Source organism: Micromonospora sp. NPDC047670 (assembly GCF_043204915.1).
In the GTDB taxonomy this organism is placed as follows: domain Bacteria; phylum Actinomycetota; class Actinomycetes; order Mycobacteriales; family Micromonosporaceae; genus Micromonospora.
In genome coordinates, this window is record NZ_JBIDDA010000006.1 from 321,128 (window position 1) to 346,312 (window position 25,185).

Sequence of the window (25,185 nt, forward strand, 5' to 3'; positions counted from 1 at the left end):
GTCGGTCGCGCGGCGCCACCGCCACCGGCGGTCCGAGGCGCCCCGCGCCCGGGGCACGACGGGCGCCTGACCTCGGATGTCAGGGCATGGCGACGGCGGCGCGGGAGCGATCCGCGGCGATCCGCACCGCCAGGGCCGCCAGCACCGTACCCGTCAGCAGTCGCTGCACTCGCAGCCAGAGCGGCCGCCGGGCGAAGAACCCGGCCAGCGCGCCCGCGGTGAGCACGATCAGCGCGTTCACCGTCAGCGCCACCGCGATCTGGGTCAGCCCCAGCACCAGGCTCTGCCCCGCGACGTTGCCGCGCGCCGGGTCGATGAACTGCGGCAGCAGCGACACGTACAGGATGGCGATCTTCGGGTTGAGCAGGTTGGTGACCAGGCCCATCGTGAACAGCCGCCGCGCCGGGTCGGGCGGCAGCGGCGCCGGGGCGAACGGCGACTGCCCGCCGGGGCGCAGGGCCTGCCAGGCCAGCCAGATCAGGTACGCCGCGCCGGCCAGCTTCACCGCCGTGTAGAGGGCGGGCACCAGCACGAACACCGTGGCGATGCCGGCCACCGCGGCGACCAGGTAGACGCCGAAGCCGGCGGCGACGCCGAGCAGCGAGACCAGCCCGGCCCGCCGGCCCTGGGTCACCGACCGCGAGACCAGGTAGACCATGTTCGGGCCGGGGGTCAGCACCAGCCCCAGCGCCACCAGCGCGATGCCCACCAGCGCACCCGTACCGACCATGTCGACCCCCGTCCCACTCGGCTGCCGCCGACCCTACGCCCGCGGGCTGCTCAGCCGGCGACCGGCGCCCGGCGGGCGGCGACGGCCGCGCGGGTCTCCTCGTCGGTCAGGTCCGCGTTGATCGCCGCGCCGGCGGCCAGCCCCGCCGCGGCGGCGGTGATGACCTGGGCGCGCAGGTCCGTGACGTTGCCGGCCACCCACACGCCGGGCACCTCGGTCGCCCCGGCCGGGCCCGCCGGCACCGTGCTGCCGACCACCTGGCCGCCCACCTCCTGCACCACCGGCGCGAGGCCCAGCGACGCCAGCACGTCGGCGCGGGCGTGGAAGCGCGGAGCCACCACCACCGCCCCGGCGGGCAGCACCTCGCCGCCGGCCACCCGCACCCCGGTGAGCGCGTCGTCGGCGACCTCCAGCGCGGCGACCGGACCGTCGAGCACCCGTACGCCCCGGGCGGCGAGCTGCTCGTCCTCCTCCGGGGTGAACGCGCACGGCGCGTGCCGCACGATGGTCACGTCGGCGCTCCACTGTCGCCACAGCAGCGCCTGGTGCGCGGCAAGCGGGCCGGTCGCCAGCACCACCAACGGCAGGTCGCGCACCTCCCACCCGTGGCAGTACGGGCAGTGCAGCACGTCGCGGCCCCACCGCTCGGCCAGCCCCGGCACGTCGGGCAGCTCGTCGACCAGGCCGGTGGTCACCAGCAGCCGCCGGGCCTCGACCGTGCGTCCGTCGGCGAACGCCAGGCGGAACCCGCCGCCGCCGCGCGGCGTCGCCTCGCGCACCGCGGCGTCGACGAACTCCCCGCCGTAGCCGGCCACCTCGGCGCGGCCGGCGGCCACCAGCTCGCCGGGGGGCGTGCCCTCGCGGGCGAGGTAGTTGTGCACGTGCCCGGCCGGCGCGTTGCGCGGTTCGCCCGCGTCCACCACCAGCACCGAGCGGCGGGCCCGGGTCAGGGCCAGCGCCCCGCTCAGCCCGGCCGCGCCGCCGCCCACGACCACCACGTCGTACGTCTCACGCACGGAACTCTCCCTCCGTCTGCGGCGGTCCCCATGCCCGCCGACGTCCCGACTGTCCATCGGGATTGGCTCCGTCGGCAAACATCGTTGCCGGAATGGCAAATCAGAGGTGTGCCGACCGGCGCCACGGGGGTCAGCGACCACCGTGTCCCGGCGGCGGGCAGAATGGGCCGATGCTGCGCGCCCCGGCCACCGCGACCCTGCCGGAACTGGTGTTGCGTCCCTGGCGCGACGACGACGCCGACGCCCTGGTGACGGTGTACCGGGACCCGGTGCTGCGGCGCTGGACCCGGGCGCCGGTGACCACGACCACAGCGGCGCGTCAGTTCGTCGCCGCGGCGCACCGGGACTGGGCCGACGGCTGCCGATTCAGCTTCGCCGTCGTCGAGCCGGGCCCGGCCGGCGAGACCCTGGTCGCGCAGGTGGTGCTCAAGAACGTCGCCGAGGATCGCGACGACGCCGAGGTCGGCTACTGGACGGCCGCGCCCGCCCGGGGGCGGGGCATCGCCCCGCACGCCCTGCGGGCGGTCACCGGCTGGGCGTTCGCCCGGTTCGCCGCCCTACGGCGGCTGGACCTGATGCACCAGATCGACAACCCGGCGTCCTGCCGGGTGGCGGAGAAGGCCGGCTACCGCTTCCAGGAGGTGCTGCCGGCCCGCCCGCCGTTCCCCCGCGACGGCCACCGGCATTCCCGCCGGCCCTGACCACCGGGAATGCCCGGCACCGCCGCGGCGCTGTCCCCTTGCGGCGGCCCGACCCAGAGGGCCGCGTTACCGTGGTCGGGGAGGTGTCGGCAGGTGGACAGGTGGGACGCGACGGTCGAGGCCCGGATCCGCACGGCGCAGGAGCGCGGCGAGTTCGACAATCTGCCCGGCATGGGCAAGCCGATCCCCGGGCGCGGCCAGCCGTACGACGAGTCGTGGTGGATCAAGAGCTTCCTGGAGCGGGAGGCGCTCCCGACCGACCTGCTGCTGCCGACCCCGCTGCTGCTGCGCCGCCGCATCGAGCAGGTGCCGGCAGAGGTGCGCGACCTGCCGACGGAGGAGTCCGTGCGCGCGTTCGTCGCCGACCTGAACACGGAGATCGTCGCCTGGCTGCGTACGCCCACCGGCCCGCGGGTCGTGGTGCGCCCGGTCAACGCCGACGACGTCGTGCGCCGGTGGCGCTCCGAGCGGCAGGCCGCCGCGGCGGCGTCCCCGACGCCTGCGCCGCCCGCCCCGCCGCGCCGGCCCCGCCGGGGCTGGTGGCTGCCCTGGCGGCGCCGGGCCGCGTAGCCCGGCTCACTCCACCGCGGCCCGCCACGACCACGAGGTGCGCCGAGCCCGGCCGGGCAGCTCTCCACGGCCGGTCAGCCACCGCAGCACCTGCGGCGCCGGGCCCGCGGGCGCGTCCGGGAAGAGCCGGCGCACCACGGCGGCGCTGAGCCGCTCCGGCGGCTGCCAGGGCACGCCGAGGCCCCGGGCGATGTCGTCGGTGTGCAGCAGCGTCTCCGCCACCCCCATCGCGGCGAAGCCCGCCGGGTCGCACGGGCCGAAGTGCCACGCCCGCGTCTGCGGCGCGGCGGCGTCGAGCGCCGCGCGCAGCAGGCCGCCGCAGGCGACCACGACCCGCAACACCTCGGCCGGGGCGGCTGCGGGGGAGACGACCAGGTCGAACGGCAGGTAGGCCGCGTCGGGCCGGCCGACGACCTGACCGGCGTACGCCAGCAGGTCGTGCGCCACGTGCGCGGCGGTGTCCCAGCAGCTCCACTCCAGTGCGCCGGCGGGGACGCCCCAGTCCCGCCCGGTGTGCGGGCCGAGGACGGCGGTCATCTCGGTCACGGCGCGTTCCACGTCGACGCCGGTCAGCTCGGGCATCCCGCCACCGTGCCAGCGCCACCGGTCTCCCGCAACCGAAAGCCGTTGCCCAGCACCGCCCTCGGCCACTAGGGTCGGGGCGTGACTGCCGGGTCGGCCATGGGCCACGAGCGGACAGGGCACCCGGCCGTCCGGTGAGCCGGGGGCGGGCCCGTGGCCCGCCGATGCGCCCCGCACCCACCGGTGTCGACGTCGAGTCCACCGGTCACAAGTCTTCCCCCCGCCCCCGCCGGCGCCCATGCCGGCGCGACCGCACCCCTCGCCGCCACCTGTCGCCGGGCGGGCGATTAACCGTGGCCGCATCCTCATAGCAGAGAGCAGAGTCTTGCCCAACGACTTCAACCAGCAGATCATCGACGAGTTCCGCGCCAACTCCGGCCGGGTCGGGGGGCCCTTCGAGGGCGCCCGGCTGATCCTGCTCACCACCACCGGGGCCCGCTCTGGTGCCCCGCACACCACCCCGGTCGGCTACCTGCCGGATGAGGACCGCATCCTGGTCATCGCCTCGGCCGGGGGCGGCCCGAAACACCCGGACTGGTACCACAACCTCCTCGCCGACCCGTCCGCCACGGTGGAGGACGGGGTCTTCACGTACCGGGCGCGCGCGGAGGTGCTGACCGGGGCCGAACGCGACGAGGTCTTCGCCCGGGCCGTGGAGGCCGAGCCGGGCTGGGCCGCGTACCAGGCCAAGACGTCCCGGGTGATCCCCGTGCTGGCGTTGCGGCAGGTCGCGGGCGGCCCGCCGAACGCGGCGTCCCCGGGCGCCGCGCTCAAGCTGATCCACGACGCGTTCCGGCGGGAACTCGCGCTGATCCGCGCCGAGGTCGTCCGCTCCGGTCCGGGCCTGGGCGCGCAGTTGCGGGTGAACTGCCTGACCGTCTGCCAGGGGCTGCACCACCACCACGTCAACGAGGACGCCGGCTTGTTCGTCGCCCTCGACGGGCAGCCCGAGCTCGCCGCGACCCTGGCGCGGCTGCGCGAGGAACACCGGCGGATCGCCGCGCTCGTCGAACGCCTCCAGCAGGTCGTCAACGCCACCGACGCCGACCCGGCCGAGGTCCGCCGGGAGGTCGAGCGGCTCACCACCGAACTGGAGGCCCATCTGGCGTACGAGGAGGAACAGCTCATCCCCGTCCTGGACGGAACCGGCTGACGGCCGGCGGCGCTCCGCGGGCTCCCGGCGACGCAGCAGAAGGTCGCCGTGGCCGCGGAGCGCCCCGCCGCGCTCCCAGAAGCCCCCGACTGCGCCCGCGGCCTCCACCTCAACGACCCGACCGCCTGGCTCGCACCCCGACGAATCAACGCGATGCCGCAACCAGACACCTTCGTCCAGACAGTTTCTTGCGCAACGTCCGAAGACGAGGCACTAGTTTCGGTGGGTCTGCCGTGGGGGCAGGGCCACCGAGGACGAGGGGACCATCAGCCATGTCGCGCAACACGCAGACCGTCGAGACCTATCTGGACGGTTTCCGGAGAAACGACCACGCGCAGATCCTGTCCTGCCTGACCGACGACGTCGAGTGGACGGTCTTCGGCGCCTTCCACCTCAAGGGCAAGGAGGCGTACGACGCGGCGATCGAGGGCCCCGGTTTCGTGCCTCCGCCCCGGCTGGAGGTCGTACGCATGGTGGAGCAGGACGACACCGTGATGGCGGAGCTGGTCGGCTCGGTGCGGCGCGACACCGGTGAGGAGATGCGCATGTCGATGGCGGAGGTGTTCGTCATGCGCGACGGCAAGATCGCCGAGCGTCGGGCATGGGTGATCGAGCTGAAGGAGAACGATCACCGTTGAGGCCGGCGGACTCCTCGGGGAGCGGCGGGCGCTGCCGCGCCGTCGGGCTGCGAGGGCGCGGGCGCCTCGCCCGTCGGGTCAGGGGCCTGTTCGCCGGCCGTCACGGAATCGAGCCAGCGCAGGAGGCGGGTTCCCTCGCGGGTCATGATCTCCGGGTCTCGCAGGGCGTTGGCCAGCAGCGACATGCCCTGATAGGCGGCGACGAGGGTGACGGCGAGGTCGTCCGGGTTCGGCAGGCCCAGGAGGCGGAACTGGTGTCCGGTCCAGTCCAGCAGCCGCCGGATCGCGGCGCCGGCCTGCACGTCGAGGGTCCCGTCGGCGCGCTTGTCGAGTTCGACGGCCAGGGTGCCGGTGGGGCAGCCGTAGCGGGCGGCGACGTCGCGCTGGCTGACCCAGGCTTCGATAAGGCCCTTGAGGCGGTCGCGCGGGTCGGACAACTGGCCCAGCCGACCGGTGAGTTCGTCCAGGTGCGCGTTGTGCTCGGACAGCGCCGCCTGGACCAGCTCGTCCTTGGTCTTGAAGTAGTAGTAGACGTTACCGACGGGGACGTCGGCCGCGCGCGCGATGTCGCCCAGGGTGGTGCGTTCGACGCCCTGCTCGTGCAGGACCCGGGCCGCCGCAGCCGTGAGCCGTCGACGCTTGTCGGCCGCCCGCGCCCGGGGCTTGGCTGAGTTAGTCACCCAACCAATTTATCGGTACAGCGCGTGCGGCGATCGTGCTACCGTTCGCTCAGTTAGTCAGCTAACTGAATTTAGGGAGAAACTTGATGATCGTGGTGACGGGCGCGACCGGCAACGTCGGGCGGGTGCTGGTCGGGCTGCTGGCGGAGGCGGGCGAGGAGACCGTGGCCGTCTCGCGGCGTCCGCAGCTCGCAGGGCTTCCGGCCGGTGTCCGGGGCGCCCAGGCCGACGTGGGGAACGCCGCGAGCATGCGGCCGGTCCTCGAAGGCGCCGACGCCCTCTTCGTCCTGTTGGGCGGCGAACTCAACAGCCGGGGCGAGAGCCCGAGCGCCCTGCTGGACGTGGCGCGGGACACGGGAGTCAAGCGGGTCGTCCTGCTCTCCTCGCAGCTCAACTCCACCCGCCCCGAGTCCCGCTCGCACGCTCGCCTGCGCGAGTTCGAAGCCGCCGTGCGCGGGTCCGGGCTGGACTTCACGATCCTGCGCCCGGGCGGGTTCGCCTCCAACGCCTTCGCCTGGGCCGAGTCGGTCCGTACGAAGCGGACGGTCTTCGCCCCGTTCGCGGATGTGGCGCTGCCCGTCGTCGACCCGGCGGACATCGCCGGGGTCGCCGTGGCCGCGCTGCGCGAGGACGGCCACGCGGGCCGCACGTACGAGCTGACCGGCCCCGAAGCCATCAGCCCGCGCCAGCAGGCAGGGGTGATCTCCGAGGCGCTGGGGGAGGCGGTGGCGTTCGTGGAGTTGTCCCGCGAGGAGGCCCGCGCTGAGATGGCGCGGTTCATGCCGCCGGAGGTCATCGACGGAACCCTCGACGTCCTGGGCGTTCCGCTGTCGGCAGAGCAGCAGGTCAGCCTCGACGTGCAGACCGTCCTGCGCCGCCCGGCCAGTCCCTTCGCCGCCTGGGCCGAGCGCAATCTGCCGGCCTTCCGGTAGCACCCGTCCCGGGCGCACGTTCGTTCGTGCGCCCGGGACGAGCAGCGTCTCGACGCCGCACGGATTATCAGATTTCCAGTAACAATAATCCAGTAATTAGCCCGAACAAAATCGACAAATCGGCAACACACCATAATGACTGTTCTTGTGTAACAGCAGTCTCCGGTCGTTGTGGGGTCCGAAGTGTGCCGCCGATGAGCCGACCGGTCGCAAGCTTCATGAGGGCCGGTCGCGAGGTCTCGTGCACCCCGTGCCGCGGTTACGCCCACGCCGACATCCACAGGAACCGCGGGGCAGGACCGACGAGGTCCGAGCCGACTACCTCTGGTCCCTGCACCGGGTCAGAGCGCAGGAGCGCGTGCCGGTAGCGCTGCCGCGGTCTCGGCCGGAAACCGCTTGAGCCTTCCTTCGGCGTTCGCGTAGGTTGCCTGCGGTTCATCACAGTGAGGACAGAGGACAACCCGCGTGACCCCGCCTGCTCTTTAGACCTGACACCTTCTTCCGCTCACCTGTAGCCGACGCTCTCGTCGGTTCCGCCGGGCTGCCCTCGCGCGCCCGGTCATGCAGCGTCCGAGGCCGCGCGTAATCGGCCTCGTGTCAGGTCTAGAGAGAGAATTCTCTTGTCTTCACAAGCTCATACCGTGCTGCCCTGGGTCGTTCGTCGGACCAGGCTGCCTCTGCTGTCGCTGCGGTGCGTGGACTGCCGGTCGGAGTCGGCCACCACCGGCGAGGGCAGGTTCCGTGTCAACGCCAACGGCAAGCTGCTGGACGTGTGGCTGCTGGTCCGCTGCGTATCCTGCAACCGGACGAGCAAGCTCACCGTGCACGAGCGAGCGCCGGTCAGCTCCTTCGATCCGGCCGAGCTCGACGGCTATCACGCCAACGATCCGAAGCTGGTGGCGTCCAGGCTGTTGGATCCCTTCCTCGCCCGGCGCAACCGTTTCGCCCTGGACTGGACGGGCGCCTGGCGGCTGGACATTCCGTCGGCATGGCGCGCCGAGGCATGGCCGGTCCAGGTGGAGGTCGTCTTCGAGGATCCGGTACCGGTGCGCCCGGACCGGCTCATCGCACAAGGGCTCGGCTTCAGCAGGAACGAGGTGCTGCGCCGGATCAAGTGCGACATTCCGCTGCGCCGTCCGACGAGCGCCGGATTCACCTTCACCGTGATGGCCGGGGACTAGTAGGGACGCAGCCGGGCGGGCCACCCCGCCCGCCCGGCTGCGTCTTTACAACCGCGCCGAGACCGACGCGCAGCCACACCCGCTCGCACGCGTCCTGGGTCGAGGAGAGTCGCCGGGGCTGCCTTTCAGAGCCGTCGGACGCGCAGTACGCAGGTCAGCATCGGCAGGGTGAACTCGCCGTTCGCGGTCTCCGGTCTGCTCGCGAGGTAACCACGGATCCGGCCGAGCGTGGCCTGTTGTTCCTGTTCCGGCATGACCAGCATGCCCGCCCTCGTGGCGAGGGTCGCCACGAGGGAGTCGGCGGTGCGGCGCTGCCCGTGGGGGAACTCGGCCTGCTCCGGCAAGCCGAACCGGGCGGCCCCGCCATCTTTCGGCAGGTGCGCGTCGGCCGTCTCGGCGCGCCAACTGGTGAACGTGTCACGCGGGCCGATCGCCGCACTCGGGCTGACCCGCGCGAGCCCGGCGACCCAGTCGACCCGGTCGTCCATGACGTTCCACAGGCCGGCCAGGACGCCGCCCGGCACCAGGACCCTGGCGATCTCGGGCCCCGCGACGGCCATGTCGAACCAGTGCATGGCGTTGCCGGCCAACACGGCGTCGACGGACGCGTCCGGCAGCGGTATCGCTTCGGCGCTCCCCGGCAGCGCACCGACGTCCGGCAGTGCGCGGCGCAGCTCGGTCAGCATCGCCGGGTCGGGCTCGACCGCGGTGACGTCGGCACCCACCGCAACCAGCGTGGCGGTGAGCTTGCCGGTTCCGGCACCGAGGTCGAGCACCCGCAAGCCGGGCGCGGTTGCGAGCGCCCAGCGCACCGCGGCCTGCGCATAGTCCGGGCGGTGCTCGGCGTATGCGGTCGCCGCCGCGCCGAACGACGAGGCGTGAAGGAGCCGTTCGTCCTGTCCCACCCGACAAGCCTATCGGCGCCGCGCGCCCGCCGACGACAGCGTCGCCGACCCCACGCGCCGCTACCTGCCCCAGTTCCTGTGGGTGGCGGCTAGCCCGCCCGTAGGGCGTCGGCGGTGGGGGTGCCGGCGAGCTGCGCGACCGGCCCCTCGTAGAGGATCCGCCCGCCGTGCCTGCCGGGTCCCGGGCCGAGGTCGATGATCCAGTCCGCGTGGCGGATCACGCCGAGGTGGTGCTCGATGACGACGACGGTGTGGCCGCGGTCGACGAGCTGGTCGAGGATCCGCAGCAGGGTGCCGATGTCGCGCAGGTGCAGACCGGTGGTGGGCTCGTCCAGGACGTAGAGGCTCGGTTCGGCGGCGTCGCGCAGTTCCCTGGCTATCTTGACCCGCTGGCACTCGCCCCCGGACAGCGTCGTGAGTGGCTGGCCGAGGCGCAGATAGCCGAGCCCGACCTGTTCGAGGTGCCACAGCGCCTCGCGGATCGCCTGGTCGGGTACGCGCTGGATGGCGTCGCTGACGGTCAGGGCGTCGATGTCGGCGATGGAGAGTCCGTTGACCCGGTGGCGGAGCACCTCGCTGGTGAAGCGCTGTCCTCGGCAGGTCTGGCAGACCGTCTCCTGGCCGTCCAGGAACGCCAGGTCCGTGTGCCGGACCCCCAGTCCCTCGCAGTCCGGGCAGGCGCCTGCGGAGTTGGCGCTGAACATGCCGGCGGGCAGCCCGCTGTGCCTGGCGAAGAGCCTGCGGACGGGGGCGGCGATGCCCGTGTACGTGATGGGGGTGGACCGACGGTTGGCGCTGACGGGTCTCTGGTCGATCACGACGGCGTCGTGCTGGGCGACCAGCTCCGCGGCGAGGCTGGACTTGCCCGATCCGGCGACTCCGGTGAGGACGGTGAAGACCGCGGTGGGGAAGTCGACGGTCAGGTTCCGGAGGTTGTTGCGGGTGGCGTCGGCCACCGTGATCCGCCCGGTGGCCGTGCGGGGGGCGGTGACGACGGGCGCCTGCGCGGCGAGGGCCGTCGAGGTCGGTGTGCGCGCCGCCCGGAGCTGGTCGAAGGTGCCCTGGAAGACGAGTGTCCCCCCGTCGGTGCCGGCGTCGGGTCCGATCTCGATGATCTGGTCGGCGATCGCCATGACGGCGGAGTCGTGTTCGACGACGAGGACGGTGTTGCCCTTGTCGCGCAGTTGCCGCAGCAGGGCGGTCATCGCGGCGACGTCACGCGGGTGCAGGCCGACGGTGGGTTCGTCGAAGACGTAGAGCATCTCGACGAGGCTGCTGCCGAGGTGCTTGACGGTCTTGATGCGTTGCGACTCCCCGCCGGACAGGCTGGTGGTGGCCCGGCCCAGGTGCAGGTACCCGAGCCCGATCGTGGTCATGGCCCGCAACCGGTCCACGAGCGCGCTCACGACGGGGGCGACGGCCGGGTCGCTCACCCCCCGCAGCACCTCGGTGAGCTCGGTGACCTCCATGCGCCCCAGCTGCCCGATGGTGTGGCCGAGGACCGTGGCGCTGCGGCTGGCCTCGTTGAGGCGGTCGCCGCCGCAGTCGGCGCAGACGGCGGAGCGGGTGAACCGGGCGAGGGTCTCCTGCTTGCGGTCGGACAGGTCGTCGGAGGTGTGCAGGTAGATGCGTTCGAACCGTTGCACCACGCCCTCGTAGTCCCTGGGGGGCCGGGTGCCGAGGCGCGCGGCGTGCTCGCCGCCGTAGAGCAGTGCCGCGCGCTGCGCCTCGCTCCAGTCCCGCAGTGGCGTGTCGGCGTCGAAGCTGCCGATGTCGGCGTACTGGGAGTACCAGTAGCCGCCGTTGCCGAAGCCGGGCAGCAGGATCGCCCCCTGGGCGAGGGACCTGTCCAGGTCCAGGAACCGGTCGACGGCGCTCACCACGACCTCGCCCAGGCCGGAGCAGGTCGGGCACATGCCGGCGGGGTCGTTGAACGAGAAGTGGTTGGATGCGCCCACGTGGGGCGAGCCGACGCGGGAGAACAGCAGCCGCAGGTAGGTCCAGGCGTCGGTGACGGTGCCCACCGTGGACCGGGCGTTCCCGCCGAGCCTGCGCTGGTCGATCACCACCACCGGCGACAGCCCGCCGATCTCGTCCACGTCGGGGCGGGTCCACTTCGGCAGGCGGTTGCGCGCGAACGGCGGGAACGTCTCGGTGAGCTGATGGCCGGCCTCTGCCGCGATCGTGTCGAACACGAGCGACGACTTGCCCGACCCTGACACGCCCACGAACACGACCAGCCGGCCGCGTGGGACGTCCACGTCCACGGACTTCAGGTTGTTGGTCCGGGCACCCCGGATGCGGATCGTTCGCTGTGACATGCAGTCGAACGTACGAAGAGATGCGGACGGAACCTGACCGCGATGTCGGCGACACTGGTGCCATGGCCGATGTCACCCAGCGCGTCCTCGCCCTGCTCGCCGCGCTGCAGACGGGCCGGGCGTTCAGCGGCGACGAGCTGGCCGCGCGGCTCGACGTCAGCCCCCGGACGCTGCGCCGCGACGTCGACCGCCTCCGCGGCTACGGCTACCCCGTCGAGACCCGGCCCGGCCCCGGCGGCCACTACCGGCTCACCGCCGGCGCCGCGCTGCCGCCCCTCGTGCTCGACGACGACGAGGCGGTCGCGACCCTCCTCGGGCTGGCCACCCTCGCCGCCACCGGCAGCGCCGCCGAAGGAAGCGTGGACGACGCCGCCACCCGCGCCTACGGCAAGGTCGACCAGTACCTGCCGAAGCGTCTGCGTCGCCGCGCCGCGCAGCTGCGCGCGAGCCTGGAGACCAGCCCGGCGCTCGCCCCCAGCACCAGCGCCGACGACCTGGCGAGTCTGGCCGCCGCCATCCAGCACCGCAGCGTCGTCACCTTCGACTACGCCGGCAGGCAGGGCGCGACCACCTCCCGGCGCGTCGAACCGCACCGCCAGATCCACCACCACCTGCGGTGGTACCTCCTCGCCTGGGACACCCAGCGCGGCGACTGGCGGGTGTTCCGCATCGACCGCATCACCCACCTGCGCACGTCGACGAGCACCTACGCCCCCAGGCCGCTGCCCGCCGACACCGCCCTCGACTACCTCCGGCAGGGGCTCAACAGGGACCGCGAGCGGGTCGTCCTCACCGTGGACGCGCCCCTGCCGGCCGTCGCCGACGCGTTGCGGTACCAGGAGGCCGAACTCGCGGCCCTGGACGAGCGCCGGACCAGGGTCGTCCTGATGCTCGACACCTGGCAGTGGCTGCTGCTGAGCCTCGCCTTCCTGGACGCGGACTTCACCGTCCACGAGCCGGCCGGCTTCCGCAGCGCCTGCCAGACCTTCGGGGCGCGCCTGACCAACTGCGGTTGAGCACTGCCCGGGTCGGTCAGGCGCGCGCGCCGCCGAACCCGAGCAGGACGGCCAGGCCGAGGGCGCTGCGCGGGGCGTACGGCACCCGCCACAGCCCGCCGTGCGCCGCGCCGTACGCCTCGTCCTGCCACGGGTGCGGCAGCGACGGGCCGCCGGTGCGCAGGGCGTGCACCAGGAGCGCGGCCATCAGGGTGTTGCTCGTCGCCGGCTCGAACACCTCGATGCCGAACCGGTGCGCGCCCGCGTACGCGGCGGCGAGCGCCCGGTTGCGCAGCACCGAGCGGGTGCGGGTGGGTGGCGCCACCGCGAACGACACGGTCGCGCCCGCCTGGCGGGCCACCGTCGCCCGCCACCGCTGCAGGCGCTTGGCCAGCGCGTAGTTGGGACCCTGCTGGGGCACGAGGCTGTCGTTGACGCCCGGGTCCGTCCCCGGCGGGTAGTTGCGGTGCAGGAGCCTGCCTCCGGAGGCCACCCGCAGCGACCGGCGGAGGATGCCGCGGGCGGCGTAGCCCTGCTCGGCGTGGCGCACGGCGTCGCCGGGTACGGCGAAGACGTCGGTGGGGGTGGCCAGGAACGCGAGCGCGACGTCGTCGCGGCACTCCTGCAACCGCAGCGTGAGCGCGTCGACCGCCGTGGCGACCCGGACGTTGGTCGCGCCGTCGGCGTAGACGTAGTTGCCCAGCACGAGCCGGCCGTCGACGTCGAGCAGCCAGTCGGCGACCTGCGGGAGGTGGTGCAGCAGGTCGGCGCCCGCGCGGGCGGCGAGCGCGTCGTCGTCGGGGCCGGTGCCGGCCGGCACGGGCAGGTGGAGCCGCCCGCCGCTGCGGCGCGTCGTGTGCAGCAGCCGCCGCCAGATCTCCGGCCGCGGCAGGTCGACGGCGACCACGTCGCCGCCCCAGCGCAGCACGGACGGCAGCGGGCCCATCTCCGCGCCCGCGCCGAGCACCACGATGCGCTGGTCGCGCAGGTCCAGCCAGCCCGGGTTCGCCATGACGGCGCGTACCGCGTCGGCGCAGGACGGCTCGACGACGCCGGCGGTGACCCACGCGTCGAGCCGGCGGCGCAGGTCGTCGCCGCGCAGCCGCTGGCCCCGGTACGGCAGGGACAGCTCGCGCTCGGCCGCGCCCGTGCCGGCGACCGTCGCCGTGCGTAGCGGCGCGACGTCGGCGGGGGTGGTGAAGACCTCGCCGAGGCCGATCTCGGTGCCGTCGGCGCGCAGCACGCTCATCCTCCGGTGCAGCGAGTCGAGCCCGTCCCGGGCGATCGTGACCGCGGCGTCGCGGGCGAGCAGCCCGGCCTCGACGAGCCGCCGGAAGTGCCCGAGGTAGCCGTGGCGCCAGTTCGTCTCGTGCTCGGCCGAGCGCGCGCCGACCGGGTCGACGGCGCGCAGGGCGTCGGCGACGACCGCCCGCCCGAGCGCGGAGGTGCTGCGCCCCCCGTCGGTCTTCGGGAACACCACCCCGGTCGGGCCCTGCACGGCCACCACCCTCCCGTACCGGCCCGTCGGGCCGCGCTCGCTCGTCGGTGCCACTCTGCCGTACCCGCCGTCGGCGCGCAGAGCCCGGGCCCCTCGCCGCGACGCGTCGGCCGACGACCTGGCGGCGGTGCGCGCCGGCCCCGGCCGTGGTCGTCGCCGTCCGGGGCCCGGGGCCTGGTCGCCGCTGGCGGTTCCGGCCGGAAGCCGCGGGCTGACAGCGGTTGCCACCTACGGCGAGGATGGCGGGATGAGAAACGAGCCGATCGAGCTGGCGAGCGCGCTCGCCAGCTTCACGGAGCTGTGGAGCCCGCGCATCGTCACCCGGGTCAACGACTACGACGTGCGGATCGCGAAGGTCGCCGGCGAGCACGTCTGGCACGCCCACGACGACACCGACGAGTTCTTCCTGGTCCTGGAGGGGGAGCTGCGCATCGCCCTGCGCGACGGCGACGGCGGCGCCGAGCGGGAGGTGGTGCTGCCCCGCGGGGCGGTGCACGTGGTGCCCCGCGGGGTGGAACACCGACCGTCTTCGCCGGGTGGCGCGTCCATCCTCATGTTCGAGCCGGCGGGCACCCTGAGTGTCGGGGACCGGCACGACCCGGTGCCCGACCATGTGGACGCCACCACGGGGCACGCGCTCTGAGCGCTCACCGCGCGGCGGCCGCCAGGTCGCCGCGCGGTGCCGGCGTGCAGGTGAGTCGTCGCACGCCGGGCACGGCGGCGGTGCCGGCGCAGGCGACGAGGACCAGCGCGCCCGCCGCGAGCAGCGGGGTGGAGTCGCCCCAGGCCCGCGCCGCGATCGGCGCCAGGGCGTAGCCCAGCGGCATCGCGCCGAGGGAGACCAGCCAGTCGTACGAGGCGACCCGGGCGAGGACGTGGGGCGGGAACTGCCCCTGCACGACGGTTTCCCAGACCGGGTTGAGGTAGCCGATGGCGCTCAGCGCGACCCCGTAGGCGGCGATGACCAGCGGGGCGGGCGCGGCGACGGCGAGCAGGGCCAGCGGCGCGGCGTAGCTGGCGAGCCCGAGGTTGGCCACCAGCACCGGGCGGCGGGGGCGGATCCGGGTGGCGAGCAGCGAGCCGGCGAGCATGCCGACCGCGCCGGCCTGGAGCATCAGCACCCAGACCCCCTCGCCGCCGAGGCGTCGTACGGCGATCGCCGGGCCGAGGGTCGTCAGGACGGCGGCGGCGCCGTTCCAGACGCCGTGGCCGAGCAGGCTGGTCCAGAACCAGTCGCGGCTGCGGACCTCCCGCCAGCCGTGCGCGAGGTCGACGAGGACGGTGCGCCTCGGCATCGGGACGTGGCGGACGCGGACGACCGCGAGCAGCAGCGCGCTGAGCGCGAACGTCGCGGCATCGAGGATGAAGGCCCAGCCCGGCCCGGCGGCCCAGATCAGCGCGCCGGCCAGCGCGGGGCCGGCGAGGCGGCTTGCGTTGGCGGTGACGCCCAGTAGCGCGTTGGCCTGCTGCCGTTGGGCCGCGCCGACCGTGCCGGCGACCAGTGGTGAGGTGGTGGGCAGGGCGAACGCGCCGGCGGCGCCGCCGACCGTGGCGGCCACCGCGATCACGCCCAGCGACGCCTGGCCGAGCAGTTCGAGGCCGACGACGAGTTGCGCGAGGCAGCGCACGAGATCGGCGACGATCGCGACGCGGCGGGCGTCGAGGCGGTCGGCGAGCACGCCGCCGAGGGGGAGCAGGAGCAGCCGGGGCACCATCGCGCAGGCCAGCACGAGGGCGAGGGCACCCGTGGAGCCGGTCGCGCGGAGCACGGCCAGCGCCAGGGCGGCGGGCACCACGGCGTCACCGACGGCGGAGACGGTGCGGCCGAGGAACAGCAGCCGGAAGGGGCGTGCGCGCAGAGGATGGGTCACCCGAGCAATATACTTCGACATCGAATCTTTCGACAACGAATATTTTGATGTCGGCATAGGCTGGAGCCATGACCGACCGCGACCACGTCGACCGCCACGTCGAGCGCTGGCTGCCGATCCTGCCGACGCTCGACCCCGACGTCGAAGGGGCGGTGACCCGGATCCAGTTCCTCACCCGCCACCTGCGCGACGTCAAGGAGCGGACCCTCGTCGGCTTCGACCTGCACGGGCACGAGTACGACACCCTGCACGCCCTGGCCGGGCGAGGAGGTCGGGCGGCCCCGTCGGACCTGGCGCGCGACCTGGCGATGGCTCCCGCCTCCGTCACCGCCCGGGTCGACGCGCTGCTCCGGCGCGGCTTCGTGCGCCGGATCCCGTCCAGCACCGATCGGCGGCGGGTCGACGTGGAGCTGACCGAGGCGGGCCGGGCCGCCTGGCACGGGGCCATGGACGTGCGGGGCGCCGAGGAGCACCGGCTGCTCGCCGCCCTCACCCGGCCGGAGCGGCGCCTGCTGTCCGACCTGCTGCGCCGGGTCGTGCTGCGCACCGAGCAGCCGCGCGACTGATCGACCCGGCGAGGAAACGCCGTGGCGGCGCCCGTGCGCCTGCTGGCAGGGTGGCCGGCACGACGACGCGGGAGGTGGCGGGGCGCTCGCCGACGACGTACGACGGCGGGTCTTCGCGGCGATCGTGCTGGGCGGCGCGGACGCCGCGGCGGTGGCCGGCCGGACCGGCCTGTCGGCGCGGCAGGTGGTCACCGCGTTCCGGCGGCTCGTCGACGCGGGCCTGGTGGTTGGCGGCGACGGTGAGCTGCGGGTGGACGCCGATGGTCGTCACCCTCGACCAGTTGGAGACCGCCGGGCTGGCGCGGCGACGCCCGTCACCCGGCGATCGGCGGGCCCGCCTGGTGGAGGTCACCCCGGAGGGCGAAAAGGTCCTCGTCCAGGCCCAGCAGATCGCCGCCCGGATTCAGGACGACGTGCTCTCCGCGCTGCCCGAGGCCGATCGCGCGGTGTTCGTGCGGTCGATCACGAGCCCGGTCGGCGGCCGGCTCGGCGGCGCCGGCGCCTGCGGCCCGGCCCGCCGCGCCTGATCGGCCCCTCCGCGTCGTGGCAGCGGCCACCCGGCTCGATGGACCCGGTGCGGCCGGCGCGCGGATATCCGGTTGCCCCGGCCGTGATGATCGACGGGTGACGACCACAGACTGGACGGTGACCCCGACCCACCCCGACCATCCCGACGCGGTGGCCCTGCTCGAGGCGTACTACGAGGAGATGGTCCGCCGCTACCACGGCCGCCCGGTCCGCCCGGGCGAGGTCGCGGCGGCGATGGCCGACGAGCCGAGCCACGACCTGGCCGCGCCCACCGGGTTCTTCCTCGTGGCGCACCGCGACGGCCGCCCGGCCGCCTGCGCCGGGCTGCGGTTGCGCCCCGACTGGGCGGAGCTCACCCGGGTGTACGTGAGCCCGGCGCACCGCGGCCACGGCGGCGGCGCGGTGCTGCTCGCCGCCGTGGAGGAGCGGGCCCGCGCCGCCGGGATCGCCCGGATCCGGCTGGACACCCGCAGCGACCTCGTCGAGGCCCGTGCCCTGTACGCGCGGCACGGCTACCGCGAGATCCCGGCGTTCAACGACGACGTCTACGCCCAGCACTGGTTCGAGAAGGTCCTCGAGCTGACGACTCCGGCGGCGCGTGCCGGTACTGACTGATCGACCGCGCTGGCGGGGCCCGGTCCGACCGAGCCCCGCCAGCGGCGGTACCACCACTCAGTTGTCGAAGATCGCGCTGTGGATGTCCACGGGGTTGGCGGCGTTGTTGGTGGCCACGCCGTACACGGCCACGAAGACGCCGTTGTTCGGCACCAGGCCGGTGTAGTCACCGATCATGCGTCCCGCGCTCGTCGCCGGGAGCTTCCGCGTGTCGAACGGCCCCTCGATGTGCTGCTCGCGCCACGCCCCGGGCTGCGTGCAGTCCTTGGCGCAGGTGATGGCCCACAGGTCGGTGGGCAGGGTGGCGGGGTCGGGCGTGTTGTTGCGGAAGTCGTAGTACGTGACGGCGACGGTGCCGTCCTCGGCCGCGGCGACGACCGGTACGGCGGCGGAACCGGTGGGCGTCTTGTCCACCCGGATCGGGCTGGACCAGCTCTTCCCGCCGTCCGTCGAGCGGGAGTAGTCCACGTGGAACGTGCCGTCGGCGGCCTGGCTCTGCCAGACGGCGTTCACCACCTGGCTGTTCGGCCGGGCGGCCAGCAGCGGCAGGGAGGCGTTGCGTACCGGGTCGCCCGAGTTGTCCGGGTCCGGGATGCGGGGGCCCACCGCGAACGGGGCCGGCACGTCCAGCGTCGGCGCCGACCAGGTCCGGCCGCCGTCGGTCGAGCGGATGACCTGGGTGGCGGATTCGGTGTTGGTCTCGTAGTGCATGCCCATCACCAGCGTCCCATCCGCGAGGGGCACCAGCTGGGTGCCGATGGCGCCGCTGTTGTTCGGGAAGTCGTACACCTTGCGCGTGGTCCAGGTGCGCCCGTCGTCGGTCGACTTCGCCAGGTAGATCGGCTGCACCCAGCCCGCCTCCGTGCTGTCGACGCGGTCCCACACCGCGTAGACGACGCCCGGGCGGTAGGGGTCGGCGGTCACCGTGGGGCGGTCGTTGAAGAACCGCGGGTTGTCGTCACGCTGGAGGGTGACCGGGGCTTCCCAGTTCTGGCCGCCGTCAGCGGACCGGGCCACCAGGATGGCGGTCACGTCGCCGGCGCGCGACAGCGAGAACGCCGCGGCCACCGCCGCGCCCGACGGGGTGACCGTGATCCAGTGGTCGGTCGTGACGTCGTAGTCCCCGCCGTTGGCGGCCGTGCCGCCGGTGCAGCGGGAGAAGGCGGGCAGGCTCTGGGACCGCTTCCAGCTCAGACCGAAGTCGTCCGACACGGCGGTGACCGCGCCGTTGCTGCCGTAGCGGTTCCAGCGGTCCTGCTGGAACACCGTGACGAGGTGCCACGGACGGTTCGGGTCCCGCGCCACCACGGGCAGGGCTTCGGTGTTCGGGTTCAGCGTGTAGCCGTCGGTCGGGGGTAGTCCGCAGCCTGCCGGCAGCGGGCTGACGCCCGAGACCGGCCGCACGATGGCGGCTGCGGGAGCTGTGGAGCCTTCCGCGTGGGCGGGCTGCGCGACGGCGCAGGCGAACAGGACGGCCGTCGCGGACAGCAATGCCTTGGAGCGTCGGATCACGGACCTTCCTCGTCTTTCGTCGGTAGATCGTCCACAGGGGACGCTACTGCCTCATTGGGGAGATTGGAACGCCGCATCGTTCAGCCGGCACGTGAGACGAGGCACGCGGTCACCGGGCGGTCGGGACCGTCCGCATGTCAGCCCCCGGGGGCACCCGGCGGCGCCCTCGGCCTGAGCCCGCCGCCGGCCCGCTGGATGCCGACCGGCTTGACGACGACCGCGCGGCGCGCTAAATAAGGAACAGGAAGTTGAGTCGCCCAGACTCAACTAGAGACCTTCGGCCAGGAGAACCGAGGAGGCAGGACCATGCTGATGCGCACCGACCCGTTCCGCGAGATCGACCGGCTCACCGAGCAGTTCTTCGGCACCGCCGCGCGCCCGGCGGTCATGCCGCTGGACGCCTACCGCGACGGGGACTGGTTCTACGCGGCGTTCGACCTGCCCGGCGTCGACCCGGACAGCATCGACTGCACCGTGGAGCGCAACGTGCTGACCGTCCGCGCGCAGCGGCGCCGGCCCGCCGGCGACAACGTCGAACTCGTCGCCGCCGAACGCCCGATGGGCACCTTCACCCGGCGGCTGTTCCTCGGCGACACCCTCGACACCGACAAGCTCGAGGCCGGCTACGACAACGGCGTGCTGACGCTGCGCATCCCGGTGGCCGAGCGGGCCAAGCCCCGCCGGGTCACCGTCACGGCCGGCGCCAACGGCAACGGCAACGGCCGCAAGGAGATCAGCGCCTGAGCACCGGGCGGGGGCGGAACGGGCGGTGCGCCGTCCCGCCCCCGTCACGTCCCGCGAGGGTCGGCGCGGTCGGCCCGCTGCGGATAGAGGGCCGCCAGGGCGTGCGCGGTGGCGCGGAACCGCTCGCGCAGCTCGGCCGGGGCGAGCACCTCCACCTGCGCGCCGAGCTTGAGCAGCTCCACGTGCCCGTGCTTCACCGACTCGATCGGCACCGTCGTGCGCACCCAGCCGGCCGGGTCCGGCGCCGTGGCCGCCGTCCGCGCCGCCCGGCTCATGGCCGGCGGGAGGACGTGCGCCGCCAGCTCCAGCGCGGCCGTCGTCATCCGCACCCGGGCCTCGTCTCGGTACACGCCCCGCTCGTACCGCTCGGCGTGCTCCTGCCAGCAGCGGGCCAGGTCGAAGCCGTCCGGGCGGTCGAACCCCTCGTCGAGGACGGTCAGGTCCAGCACCGCCCCGACCCGGTAGGTGCGCACCTGCCCGCCCGCGTCGGCCACCAGGTACCAGCGGCCCGCCTTGAGCACCACGCCCAGCGGGGCGAGCGTCCGGGTCACCTCCCGCGGGGTCTTCCACCGCCGGTAGCGCACCCGCACACGCCGGTCCTCCCACACCGCCCGGGCCAGCTCCGCCAGGTGGGGGGTGTCTTCGGGCTCACGGAACCAGGTGGGGGCGTCGAGGTGGAACCGCTGCCGGATCCGTCCGCCCCGGTCGGCGAGCTCCGCCGGCAGCGCGGCGCGCAGCTTCAGCTCGGCGGCGGCGAGCACCGACCCGAGGCCCAGCTCGGCGGCGGGCCCCGGCATGCCGGCCAGGAACAGCGCCTCCGCCTCGCCGGCGGTCAACCCGGTCAGCCGGGTGCGGTAGCCGTCGAGCAGCCCGTACCCGCCGGCGGGGCCGCGCTCGGCGTACACCGGGACCCCGGCGGCGCCGAGCGACTCCACGTCCCGGTAGACGGTGCGCACCGACACCTCCAGGGCCTCGGCGAGCTGCGGGGCGGTCATCCGGCCCCGGGTCTGCAGGAGCAGCAGCAGGGAGACCAGCCGACTCGCGCGCACCGCCCGACCGTACCGCCCGGGGCGGCGGGTGATCGGTGGCCGGTGCGCCGATCGCGTAGGGCGCGCCTCCGCCCGTTTGCCAGCCGGGGCTGAGAACCTTTTTCACATGCTGTCCCCGAACGCTCCGGCGCGGCCCCGCCAGTCGCCGGCGCCGGCCCTGCCCGGTGGGCCCGCCGACTTCACCGAGGCGTGGCTGCGCAACCGGCGGCTGTCCGAGCACACCCGGGACGCGTACCGGCGGGACGTCGCCGGGTGGCTCGGCTGGTGCGCCGCCCGCGAGCTGGACCCGCTGCACGCGAACTTCCTGCACGTCAACGAGTACGCCCGGGCACTGGAGGCGACGCTGGCGGCGCGCAGCGGCAAGCCGCTCACCCCGGCCACCGTCGCCCGCCGGCTCTCCGCGCTGTCGAGCTGGTACGACTTCCTGGTCAAGCTGCGCGCCGTGGAGGCCAACCCGGTCGCCGGCGCCGACCGGCCCCGCATCGACCGCGACCACTCCGCCACCGTGGGGCTCAGCCCGGAGGAGGTGGACGCGCTGCTCGCCGCCGCCGAGGCCGACACCGGGCCGACCGCCGCGCGCAACCGGGCCGCCATCGCCCTGCTGGCCGACCTCGGGCTGCGCGTCGGGGAGCTGGTCTCGCTCGACCTGACCGATCTCGGCGCCGAGCGGGGCCACCGCAGCGTCCGGTTCGTCGGCAAGGGCGGCAAGTCCCGTCGCCGCGCCCTCACCCCCGGCACCGCGTACGCCCTCGACGCGTACCTGGCCCAGCGGGCGGCCGCGCAGGGCGTGGCGGTGCAGGAGCTGACCGGCCCGCTGCTGGTCACCGCCACCGGCGCCCGACTGGACCGGCACGCCGTGTTCCGGCTGGTGCGCCGGCTGGCCCGCGCCGCCGGCATCCCGGCCTGGGCGAAGCTGTCACCGCACTCGCTGCGGCACGCCTTCGCCACCACCGCCCGCGCCGAGGGCGTCCCGCTCGAGGACGTGCAGGACGCGATGGGCCACGCCGACCCGCGTACCACCCGCCGCTACGACCGGGACCGGCACAACCTCGACCGCGACCCCGCGTACGCCATCTGGGCCGCCCGCGCCCGCCGGCGCGGCTGAGCGGCCCAGCGCGGGACCGTGCGCGGCGGCGGCCCGTGCCCCACCGCGCACGGTCCCCACGCCGGGCTGCGAAGGTGCGGCCGGCGGCGGCCCGTGCCCCACCGCGCACGGTCCCCACGCCGGGCTGCGAAGGTGCGGCCGGCGGCGGTCAGCCCTGCGGGCGGGGGCAGATGCAGAACGGCTGCCCGGCCGGGTCGGTCAGCACCACCCACCGGTCGCCGCCGGGCTGGAAGTCCGGCTTGGTGGCGCCGGCGGCCACGAACTCCCGCTCGGCCCGCGCGAGGTCGTCGACGTGCAGGTCGAGGTGGTAACGCTTGCCGGTGTCCGCGTCCGGCCAGGACGGCGGCCGGTACCCCTCGACGAGGCCGAACCCGACGGCCACGCCCCCGGCGGAGACCATCGCGTACTCCGGCTGGCTGTGGGTGATCTCCCCGCCGAGGACGCGCTGCCAGAACGCGGCGTGGGCGACGGGGTCGGGGCTGTCGAGGTTGACCATGGCGAGGTCGGCGGTGACTGTCATGCCCGGCAGTCTGCCGCGCGTACCTGCCATCCTGTGTCAGGTACGCGCGCCGTCCCCGCCCCGCTGAGGCGTCGGCGCCGGCCGCCGCGACCGCGCCGACTTCCTGCGGACGGCCCCGTCGGTTCTCTACGGTCGACGGGTGGGCGCTGAGCAGCCGTGGAACCGGCCGGCCCGGCGGCGCCGGCCGGTGCGCACCGGGCTGGTGTTCGCGGGCGTCGCCGTGGTGCTGTGCTGCGTCGGGGTGGCCGGGCTCGGCGCCTGGAACGTGCAGGTGGTCACGCAGGCCAGCGGCCCGGTGCGGGAGACCGCCGACGGGTTCCTGCGCTCGGTCGCGGCGGGCGACACGGACGGCGCGTACGACCGGCTCTGCGCCGACGCGCGCAGCCGGTGGAGCCCGATCGGGTTCACCAGTTGGCTGCGCACCCCGCCGCTGGTCAGCGGCTACGAGATCCTCGACGTGTCGGTGGCGACGCGCGGTGGCCGCCCGCACGGCACGGTGACGGTGCGGCTGACCCGCGACAGCGGCCTCACCGAGGAGCGGAAACTGTCGGTCGTGCGGGAGGACGGGGACTGGCGGGTGTGCGGTGACCCGTACTGACTCCTCAGCGGCGCGGACCGAGCTCGCCGGCCCGGTAGTGTCGCCGGCAGAGCACCTGGTAGCGCACCTCGGCGGTGTCCACGGTGTCGCCGATGACGACCTGCTGGCCCTCGCGGACCACCCGCCCGCCGACCACCCGGGCGTTGAGCAGCCCCTCCCGGCCGCACCAGCACAGCACCTCGACCTGGATGCGGGCCACCTCGTCGGCGAGTTCGAACAGCCGCTGGGCGGCCGGGAACAGGCAGGACCGGAAGTCCGTGGCCAGCCCGAACGCGTACACGTCTACGTCGTAGCTGTCGACCAGCTCGGCCATCTGCTCGATGTGTTCCAGGTTGTAGAACGAGGCCTCGTCGCAGATGAGGTAGTCGACGCGGACCCCCTCGGCCCAGGTGTCGCGCACCAGCGCGACCAGGTCCAGCTCGTCGGTGACCTCGACGGCCTCGTGGGCCAGCCCGATGCGGGTGGTGACCTGCGGGCCGAGTGAGCGGTCGATGCGGGTGGTGACCAGGCCCCGGCGGCCCTGCCGGGCGTGGTTGTGGTTCATCTGCAGGGCCATCGTGGACTTGCCGCAGTCCATCGGCCCCCAGAAGAACTTCAACGCCGCCGCGTGCAGCGGACGCCCGTCCACGCCGCGCGCCGCGGCGCAGCCGGCGGATGATTCGTCGGGGCCCAGCGGCGGGCGCGCCAGACAGGTCGGGGCGGCGGCGTGGTCGGTCACGGACGGGCAGCCTAGCCGATCGGCGCTCCCCGATCCGGTCGGCGCGGGCCGTGCCGGCTCAGAGCACCCGGGGCGGGGTGTTGCCGGCGGCGACGATCGCCCGGCGGATCGGCACGGCCAGCAGCAGCAGGAACCCGACGACGAAGAAGATCAGCAGGGAGACCAGACCCACCCGGTACGAGGAGGTGAGCTGGAACACCAGGCCGAAGGCCAGCGGCCCGAGCCAGCTGGTGCCCTTGTCGCTGATCTCGTAGAAGCCGTAGTACTCGCCCTCCTTGCCGGCGGGGATGAGCTGGCTGAACAGCGACCGGCTCAGCGCCTGGCTGCCGCCGAGCACCAGGCCGATGGCCGCGCCGAGGACCATGAACGGCACCGGCGCCTCGGCGGGCAGCCGGAACGCGCCGAGGATCACCCCGGTCCACAGCACCAGGCTGATCAGCACGGTCTTCCAGGCGCCGATGCGCTTGGCGAGGGCGCCGAGCAGCAGCGCGCCGCCGAAGGCGAGGAACTGCACCAGCAGGATGGTCACGATCAGGGTGCTCTGCCCGAGGTTCAGCTCCTCGGTGCCGTACTGGCTGGCCAGGGCGATGACGGTCTGGATGCCGTCGTTGTAGACCAGGAACGCGAGCAGGAAGAACAGCGTCAGCGGGTACGCCTTCATCTCCCGCAGGGTGCGGCCGAGCTGCCGGAACCCGTCGGTGAGCGGGTTGCCGCCGGCGAGCGCGGCGGCGGTGGGATGTTCGCGCAGCCAGCGCAGGGGGACCAGGGTGAACGCCGCCCACCACAGCCCGGCGGACACGATCGACCAGCGGGCGAGGTCCAGGGTGCGCTGGTGGTCGCCCTCCTCGCCGAGCATGCTCACCGCGACCAGGTTGAGCGCGAGCAGCAGGCCGCCGCCGAGGTAGCCCAGCGCCCAGCCGCGGCTGGAGATGCCGTCGCGGTCGTCGGGGCCGCCGAGCTGCGGCAGGAACGAGTTGTAGACCACGACGCCGGCGCCGAAGGCGATGTTCGCGACCACGAACAGCGCCCCGCCGAGCAGATACCGGTCGCCGGTGACGAAGAGCATGCCGACGGTGGCGCCGGCGCCGGTGAAGGCGGCGGCGGCCAGCAGCCGCTTCTTGTGCGCGGAGCGGTCGGCGATCGCGCCGACGATCGGCAGCGCGAACACGGTGAGGAACACCGACAGCGACACCAGGTACGGGAAGTACGAGCCGGCGGCGACCTTGATGCCCAGCGGGTACACGTGCCCGGAGCAGGTGTCGACGCCGAGTTCGCAGCCGGCGGCGAGTTCGGTGACGGTGGTCAGGAACGGGCCGAGGAACACGGTGATCACCGTGGTGGAGAAGGCGGACATCGCCCAGTCGTAGAAGTACCAGCCGGTGCGTTCGCGGCGGGTGCTCGCCGGGGCGGGGGTGTCGCCCACCGTGGGGGCGGCGGTCTCGGCCATCGGGGTCCTT

General features: G+C 74.1%; 27 protein-coding genes. 14 read left to right on the top strand and 13 right to left on the bottom strand.

Annotated elements, in window-relative coordinates:
* Positions 1–79: 79 nt before the first annotated feature.
* Both ACGF7U_RS17640 and ACGF7U_RS17645 read right to left on the bottom strand, forming a co-directional pair.
* Entirely contained in the window at positions 80–730 is a 651-nt protein-coding gene (locus tag ACGF7U_RS17640; protein WP_393107721.1) for a LysE family translocator, read from the bottom strand.
* Positions 731–780: 50 nt separating this feature from the next.
* Positions 781–1,803: an NAD(P)/FAD-dependent oxidoreductase gene (locus ACGF7U_RS17645; protein WP_393107723.1), complete on the bottom strand. Its 1,023-nt coding sequence runs from the start codon at positions 1,801–1,803 to the stop codon at positions 781–783.
* 113 nt (positions 1,804–1,916) lie between these two features.
* Between ACGF7U_RS17645 and ACGF7U_RS17650 the strand changes: the two genes are divergently transcribed.
* Positions 1,917–2,447 (top strand): GNAT family N-acetyltransferase, encoded by a 531-nt coding sequence (locus ACGF7U_RS17650; RefSeq protein WP_393107725.1) that lies wholly within the window; start codon positions 1,917–1,919, stop codon positions 2,445–2,447.
* Positions 2,448–2,540: 93 nt separating this feature from the next.
* The gene (locus ACGF7U_RS17655) at positions 2,541–3,017 is read left to right on the top strand and encodes a DUF1992 domain-containing protein (protein WP_393107727.1); all 477 of its coding nucleotides are present in this window, start codon (positions 2,541–2,543) and stop codon (positions 3,015–3,017) included.
* 6 nt (positions 3,018–3,023) lie between these two features.
* Here the strand turns inward: ACGF7U_RS17655 and ACGF7U_RS17660 are convergent, their stop codons facing one another.
* Entirely contained in the window at positions 3,024–3,599 is a 576-nt protein-coding gene (locus ACGF7U_RS17660) for a maleylpyruvate isomerase N-terminal domain-containing protein (protein ID WP_393107729.1), read from the bottom strand.
* Positions 3,600–3,924: 325 nt separating this feature from the next.
* Here ACGF7U_RS17660 and ACGF7U_RS17665 point away from each other — a divergent pair, with 325 nt between their 5' ends.
* On the top strand, positions 3,925–4,752 hold the full coding sequence (locus ACGF7U_RS17665; protein ID WP_393107731.1) for a nitroreductase/quinone reductase family protein: 828 nt from the start codon (positions 3,925–3,927) through the stop codon (positions 4,750–4,752).
* Positions 4,753–5,024: 272 nt separating this feature from the next.
* Complete coding sequence (locus ACGF7U_RS17670) at positions 5,025–5,390, top strand: nuclear transport factor 2 family protein (protein WP_393107733.1); 366 nt, start codon at positions 5,025–5,027, stop codon at positions 5,388–5,390.
* On the opposite strand, the gene ACGF7U_RS17675 is transcribed toward ACGF7U_RS17670, so the two are convergent.
* Positions 5,381–6,070, bottom strand: a complete 690-nt coding sequence (locus tag ACGF7U_RS17675) for a TetR/AcrR family transcriptional regulator (protein WP_393107735.1) — start codon at positions 6,068–6,070, stop codon at positions 5,381–5,383. The genes ACGF7U_RS17670 and ACGF7U_RS17675 overlap by 10 nt on opposite strands.
* Positions 6,071–6,156: 86 nt before the next feature.
* On the opposite strand from ACGF7U_RS17675, the gene ACGF7U_RS17680 reads away from it, so the two are divergent.
* Positions 6,157–7,002: an NAD(P)H-binding protein gene (locus ACGF7U_RS17680; RefSeq protein ID WP_393107737.1), complete on the top strand. Its 846-nt coding sequence runs from the start codon at positions 6,157–6,159 to the stop codon at positions 7,000–7,002.
* Positions 7,003–7,643: 641 nt separating this feature from the next.
* Positions 7,644–8,183 (top strand): DUF1062 domain-containing protein, encoded by a 540-nt coding sequence (locus tag ACGF7U_RS17685; protein WP_393107739.1) that lies wholly within the window; start codon positions 7,644–7,646, stop codon positions 8,181–8,183.
* A gap of 125 nt (positions 8,184–8,308) precedes the next feature.
* Here the strand turns inward: ACGF7U_RS17685 and ACGF7U_RS17690 are convergent, their stop codons facing one another.
* Positions 8,309–9,088, bottom strand: coding sequence for a class I SAM-dependent methyltransferase (locus tag ACGF7U_RS17690; protein WP_393107741.1), 780 nt, complete (start codon positions 9,086–9,088; stop codon positions 8,309–8,311).
* Positions 9,089–9,177: 89 nt separating this feature from the next.
* Positions 9,178–11,409, bottom strand: coding sequence for an ATP-binding cassette domain-containing protein (locus ACGF7U_RS17695; RefSeq protein WP_393107743.1), 2,232 nt, complete (start codon positions 11,407–11,409; stop codon positions 9,178–9,180).
* A 62-nt stretch (positions 11,410–11,471) separates the two neighbouring features.
* Between ACGF7U_RS17695 and ACGF7U_RS17700 the strand changes: the two genes are divergently transcribed.
* Positions 11,472–12,425 carry a helix-turn-helix transcriptional regulator gene (locus tag ACGF7U_RS17700; protein WP_393107745.1) on the top strand — a complete coding sequence of 318 codons (954 nt, stop codon included), beginning with the start codon at positions 11,472–11,474 and terminating at the stop codon, positions 12,423–12,425.
* A 16-nt stretch (positions 12,426–12,441) separates the two neighbouring features.
* Here the strand turns inward: ACGF7U_RS17700 and ACGF7U_RS17705 are convergent, their stop codons facing one another.
* Positions 12,442–13,902 (bottom strand): hypothetical protein, encoded by a 1,461-nt coding sequence (locus ACGF7U_RS17705; protein ID WP_393107746.1) that lies wholly within the window; start codon positions 13,900–13,902, stop codon positions 12,442–12,444.
* Between the two features lie 247 nt (positions 13,903–14,149).
* Between ACGF7U_RS17705 and ACGF7U_RS17710 the strand changes: the two genes are divergently transcribed.
* A complete protein-coding gene (locus ACGF7U_RS17710) occupies positions 14,150–14,545 on the top strand; it encodes a cupin domain-containing protein (RefSeq protein ID WP_393107748.1) in 396 nt (131 codons plus the stop codon).
* Positions 14,546–14,549: 4 nt separating this feature from the next.
* On the opposite strand, the gene ACGF7U_RS17715 is transcribed toward ACGF7U_RS17710, so the two are convergent.
* Positions 14,550–15,773 (bottom strand): MFS transporter, encoded by a 1,224-nt coding sequence (locus tag ACGF7U_RS17715; RefSeq protein WP_393107750.1) that lies wholly within the window; start codon positions 15,771–15,773, stop codon positions 14,550–14,552.
* 68 nt (positions 15,774–15,841) lie between these two features.
* On the opposite strand from ACGF7U_RS17715, the gene ACGF7U_RS17720 reads away from it, so the two are divergent.
* From ACGF7U_RS17720 to ACGF7U_RS17730, 3 genes are all read left to right on the top strand, one after another.
* The gene (locus tag ACGF7U_RS17720; RefSeq protein WP_393107752.1) at positions 15,842–16,339 is read left to right on the top strand and encodes a MarR family winged helix-turn-helix transcriptional regulator; all 498 of its coding nucleotides are present in this window, start codon (positions 15,842–15,844) and stop codon (positions 16,337–16,339) included.
* 260 nt (positions 16,340–16,599) lie between these two features.
* Positions 16,600–16,866 carry a MarR family winged helix-turn-helix transcriptional regulator gene (locus ACGF7U_RS17725; protein WP_393107754.1) on the top strand — a complete coding sequence of 89 codons (267 nt, stop codon included), beginning with the start codon at positions 16,600–16,602 and terminating at the stop codon, positions 16,864–16,866.
* 97 nt (positions 16,867–16,963) lie between these two features.
* On the top strand, positions 16,964–17,482 hold the full coding sequence (locus ACGF7U_RS17730) for a GNAT family N-acetyltransferase (RefSeq protein ID WP_393107756.1): 519 nt from the start codon (positions 16,964–16,966) through the stop codon (positions 17,480–17,482).
* 57 nt (positions 17,483–17,539) lie between these two features.
* Here the strand turns inward: ACGF7U_RS17730 and ACGF7U_RS17735 are convergent, their stop codons facing one another.
* Entirely contained in the window at positions 17,540–18,994 is a 1,455-nt protein-coding gene (locus ACGF7U_RS17735; protein WP_393107758.1) for a sialidase family protein, read from the bottom strand.
* 306 nt (positions 18,995–19,300) lie between these two features.
* On the opposite strand from ACGF7U_RS17735, the gene ACGF7U_RS17740 reads away from it, so the two are divergent.
* Positions 19,301–19,738, top strand: a complete 438-nt coding sequence (locus ACGF7U_RS17740) for an Hsp20/alpha crystallin family protein (RefSeq protein WP_393107760.1) — start codon at positions 19,301–19,303, stop codon at positions 19,736–19,738.
* A gap of 44 nt (positions 19,739–19,782) precedes the next feature.
* Here the strand turns inward: ACGF7U_RS17740 and ACGF7U_RS17745 are convergent, their stop codons facing one another.
* On the bottom strand, positions 19,783–20,787 hold the full coding sequence (locus ACGF7U_RS17745) for a helix-turn-helix transcriptional regulator (RefSeq protein WP_393107762.1): 1,005 nt from the start codon (positions 20,785–20,787) through the stop codon (positions 19,783–19,785).
* Positions 20,788–20,893: 106 nt separating this feature from the next.
* Between ACGF7U_RS17745 and ACGF7U_RS17750 the strand changes: the two genes are divergently transcribed.
* Positions 20,894–21,892 carry a tyrosine-type recombinase/integrase gene (locus ACGF7U_RS17750; RefSeq protein WP_393107764.1) on the top strand — a complete coding sequence of 333 codons (999 nt, stop codon included), beginning with the start codon at positions 20,894–20,896 and terminating at the stop codon, positions 21,890–21,892.
* Between the two features lie 148 nt (positions 21,893–22,040).
* Here ACGF7U_RS17750 and ACGF7U_RS17755 read toward each other — a convergent pair whose 3' ends face one another.
* On the bottom strand, positions 22,041–22,412 hold the full coding sequence (locus ACGF7U_RS17755) for a VOC family protein (protein ID WP_393107766.1): 372 nt from the start codon (positions 22,410–22,412) through the stop codon (positions 22,041–22,043).
* 139 nt (positions 22,413–22,551) lie between these two features.
* Here ACGF7U_RS17755 and ACGF7U_RS17760 point away from each other — a divergent pair, with 139 nt between their 5' ends.
* Positions 22,552–23,010 (top strand): hypothetical protein, encoded by a 459-nt coding sequence (locus ACGF7U_RS17760; protein WP_393107768.1) that lies wholly within the window; start codon positions 22,552–22,554, stop codon positions 23,008–23,010.
* A 4-nt stretch (positions 23,011–23,014) separates the two neighbouring features.
* Here the strand turns inward: ACGF7U_RS17760 and ACGF7U_RS17765 are convergent, their stop codons facing one another.
* Together ACGF7U_RS17765 and ACGF7U_RS17770 are read right to left on the bottom strand one after the other, a co-directional pair.
* The gene (locus tag ACGF7U_RS17765; RefSeq protein WP_393107770.1) at positions 23,015–23,728 is read right to left on the bottom strand and encodes a thymidine kinase; all 714 of its coding nucleotides are present in this window, start codon (positions 23,726–23,728) and stop codon (positions 23,015–23,017) included.
* A 58-nt stretch (positions 23,729–23,786) separates the two neighbouring features.
* Positions 23,787–25,175: an MFS transporter gene (locus tag ACGF7U_RS17770; protein WP_393107772.1), complete on the bottom strand. Its 1,389-nt coding sequence runs from the start codon at positions 25,173–25,175 to the stop codon at positions 23,787–23,789.
* Positions 25,176–25,185 lie beyond the last annotated feature (10 nt).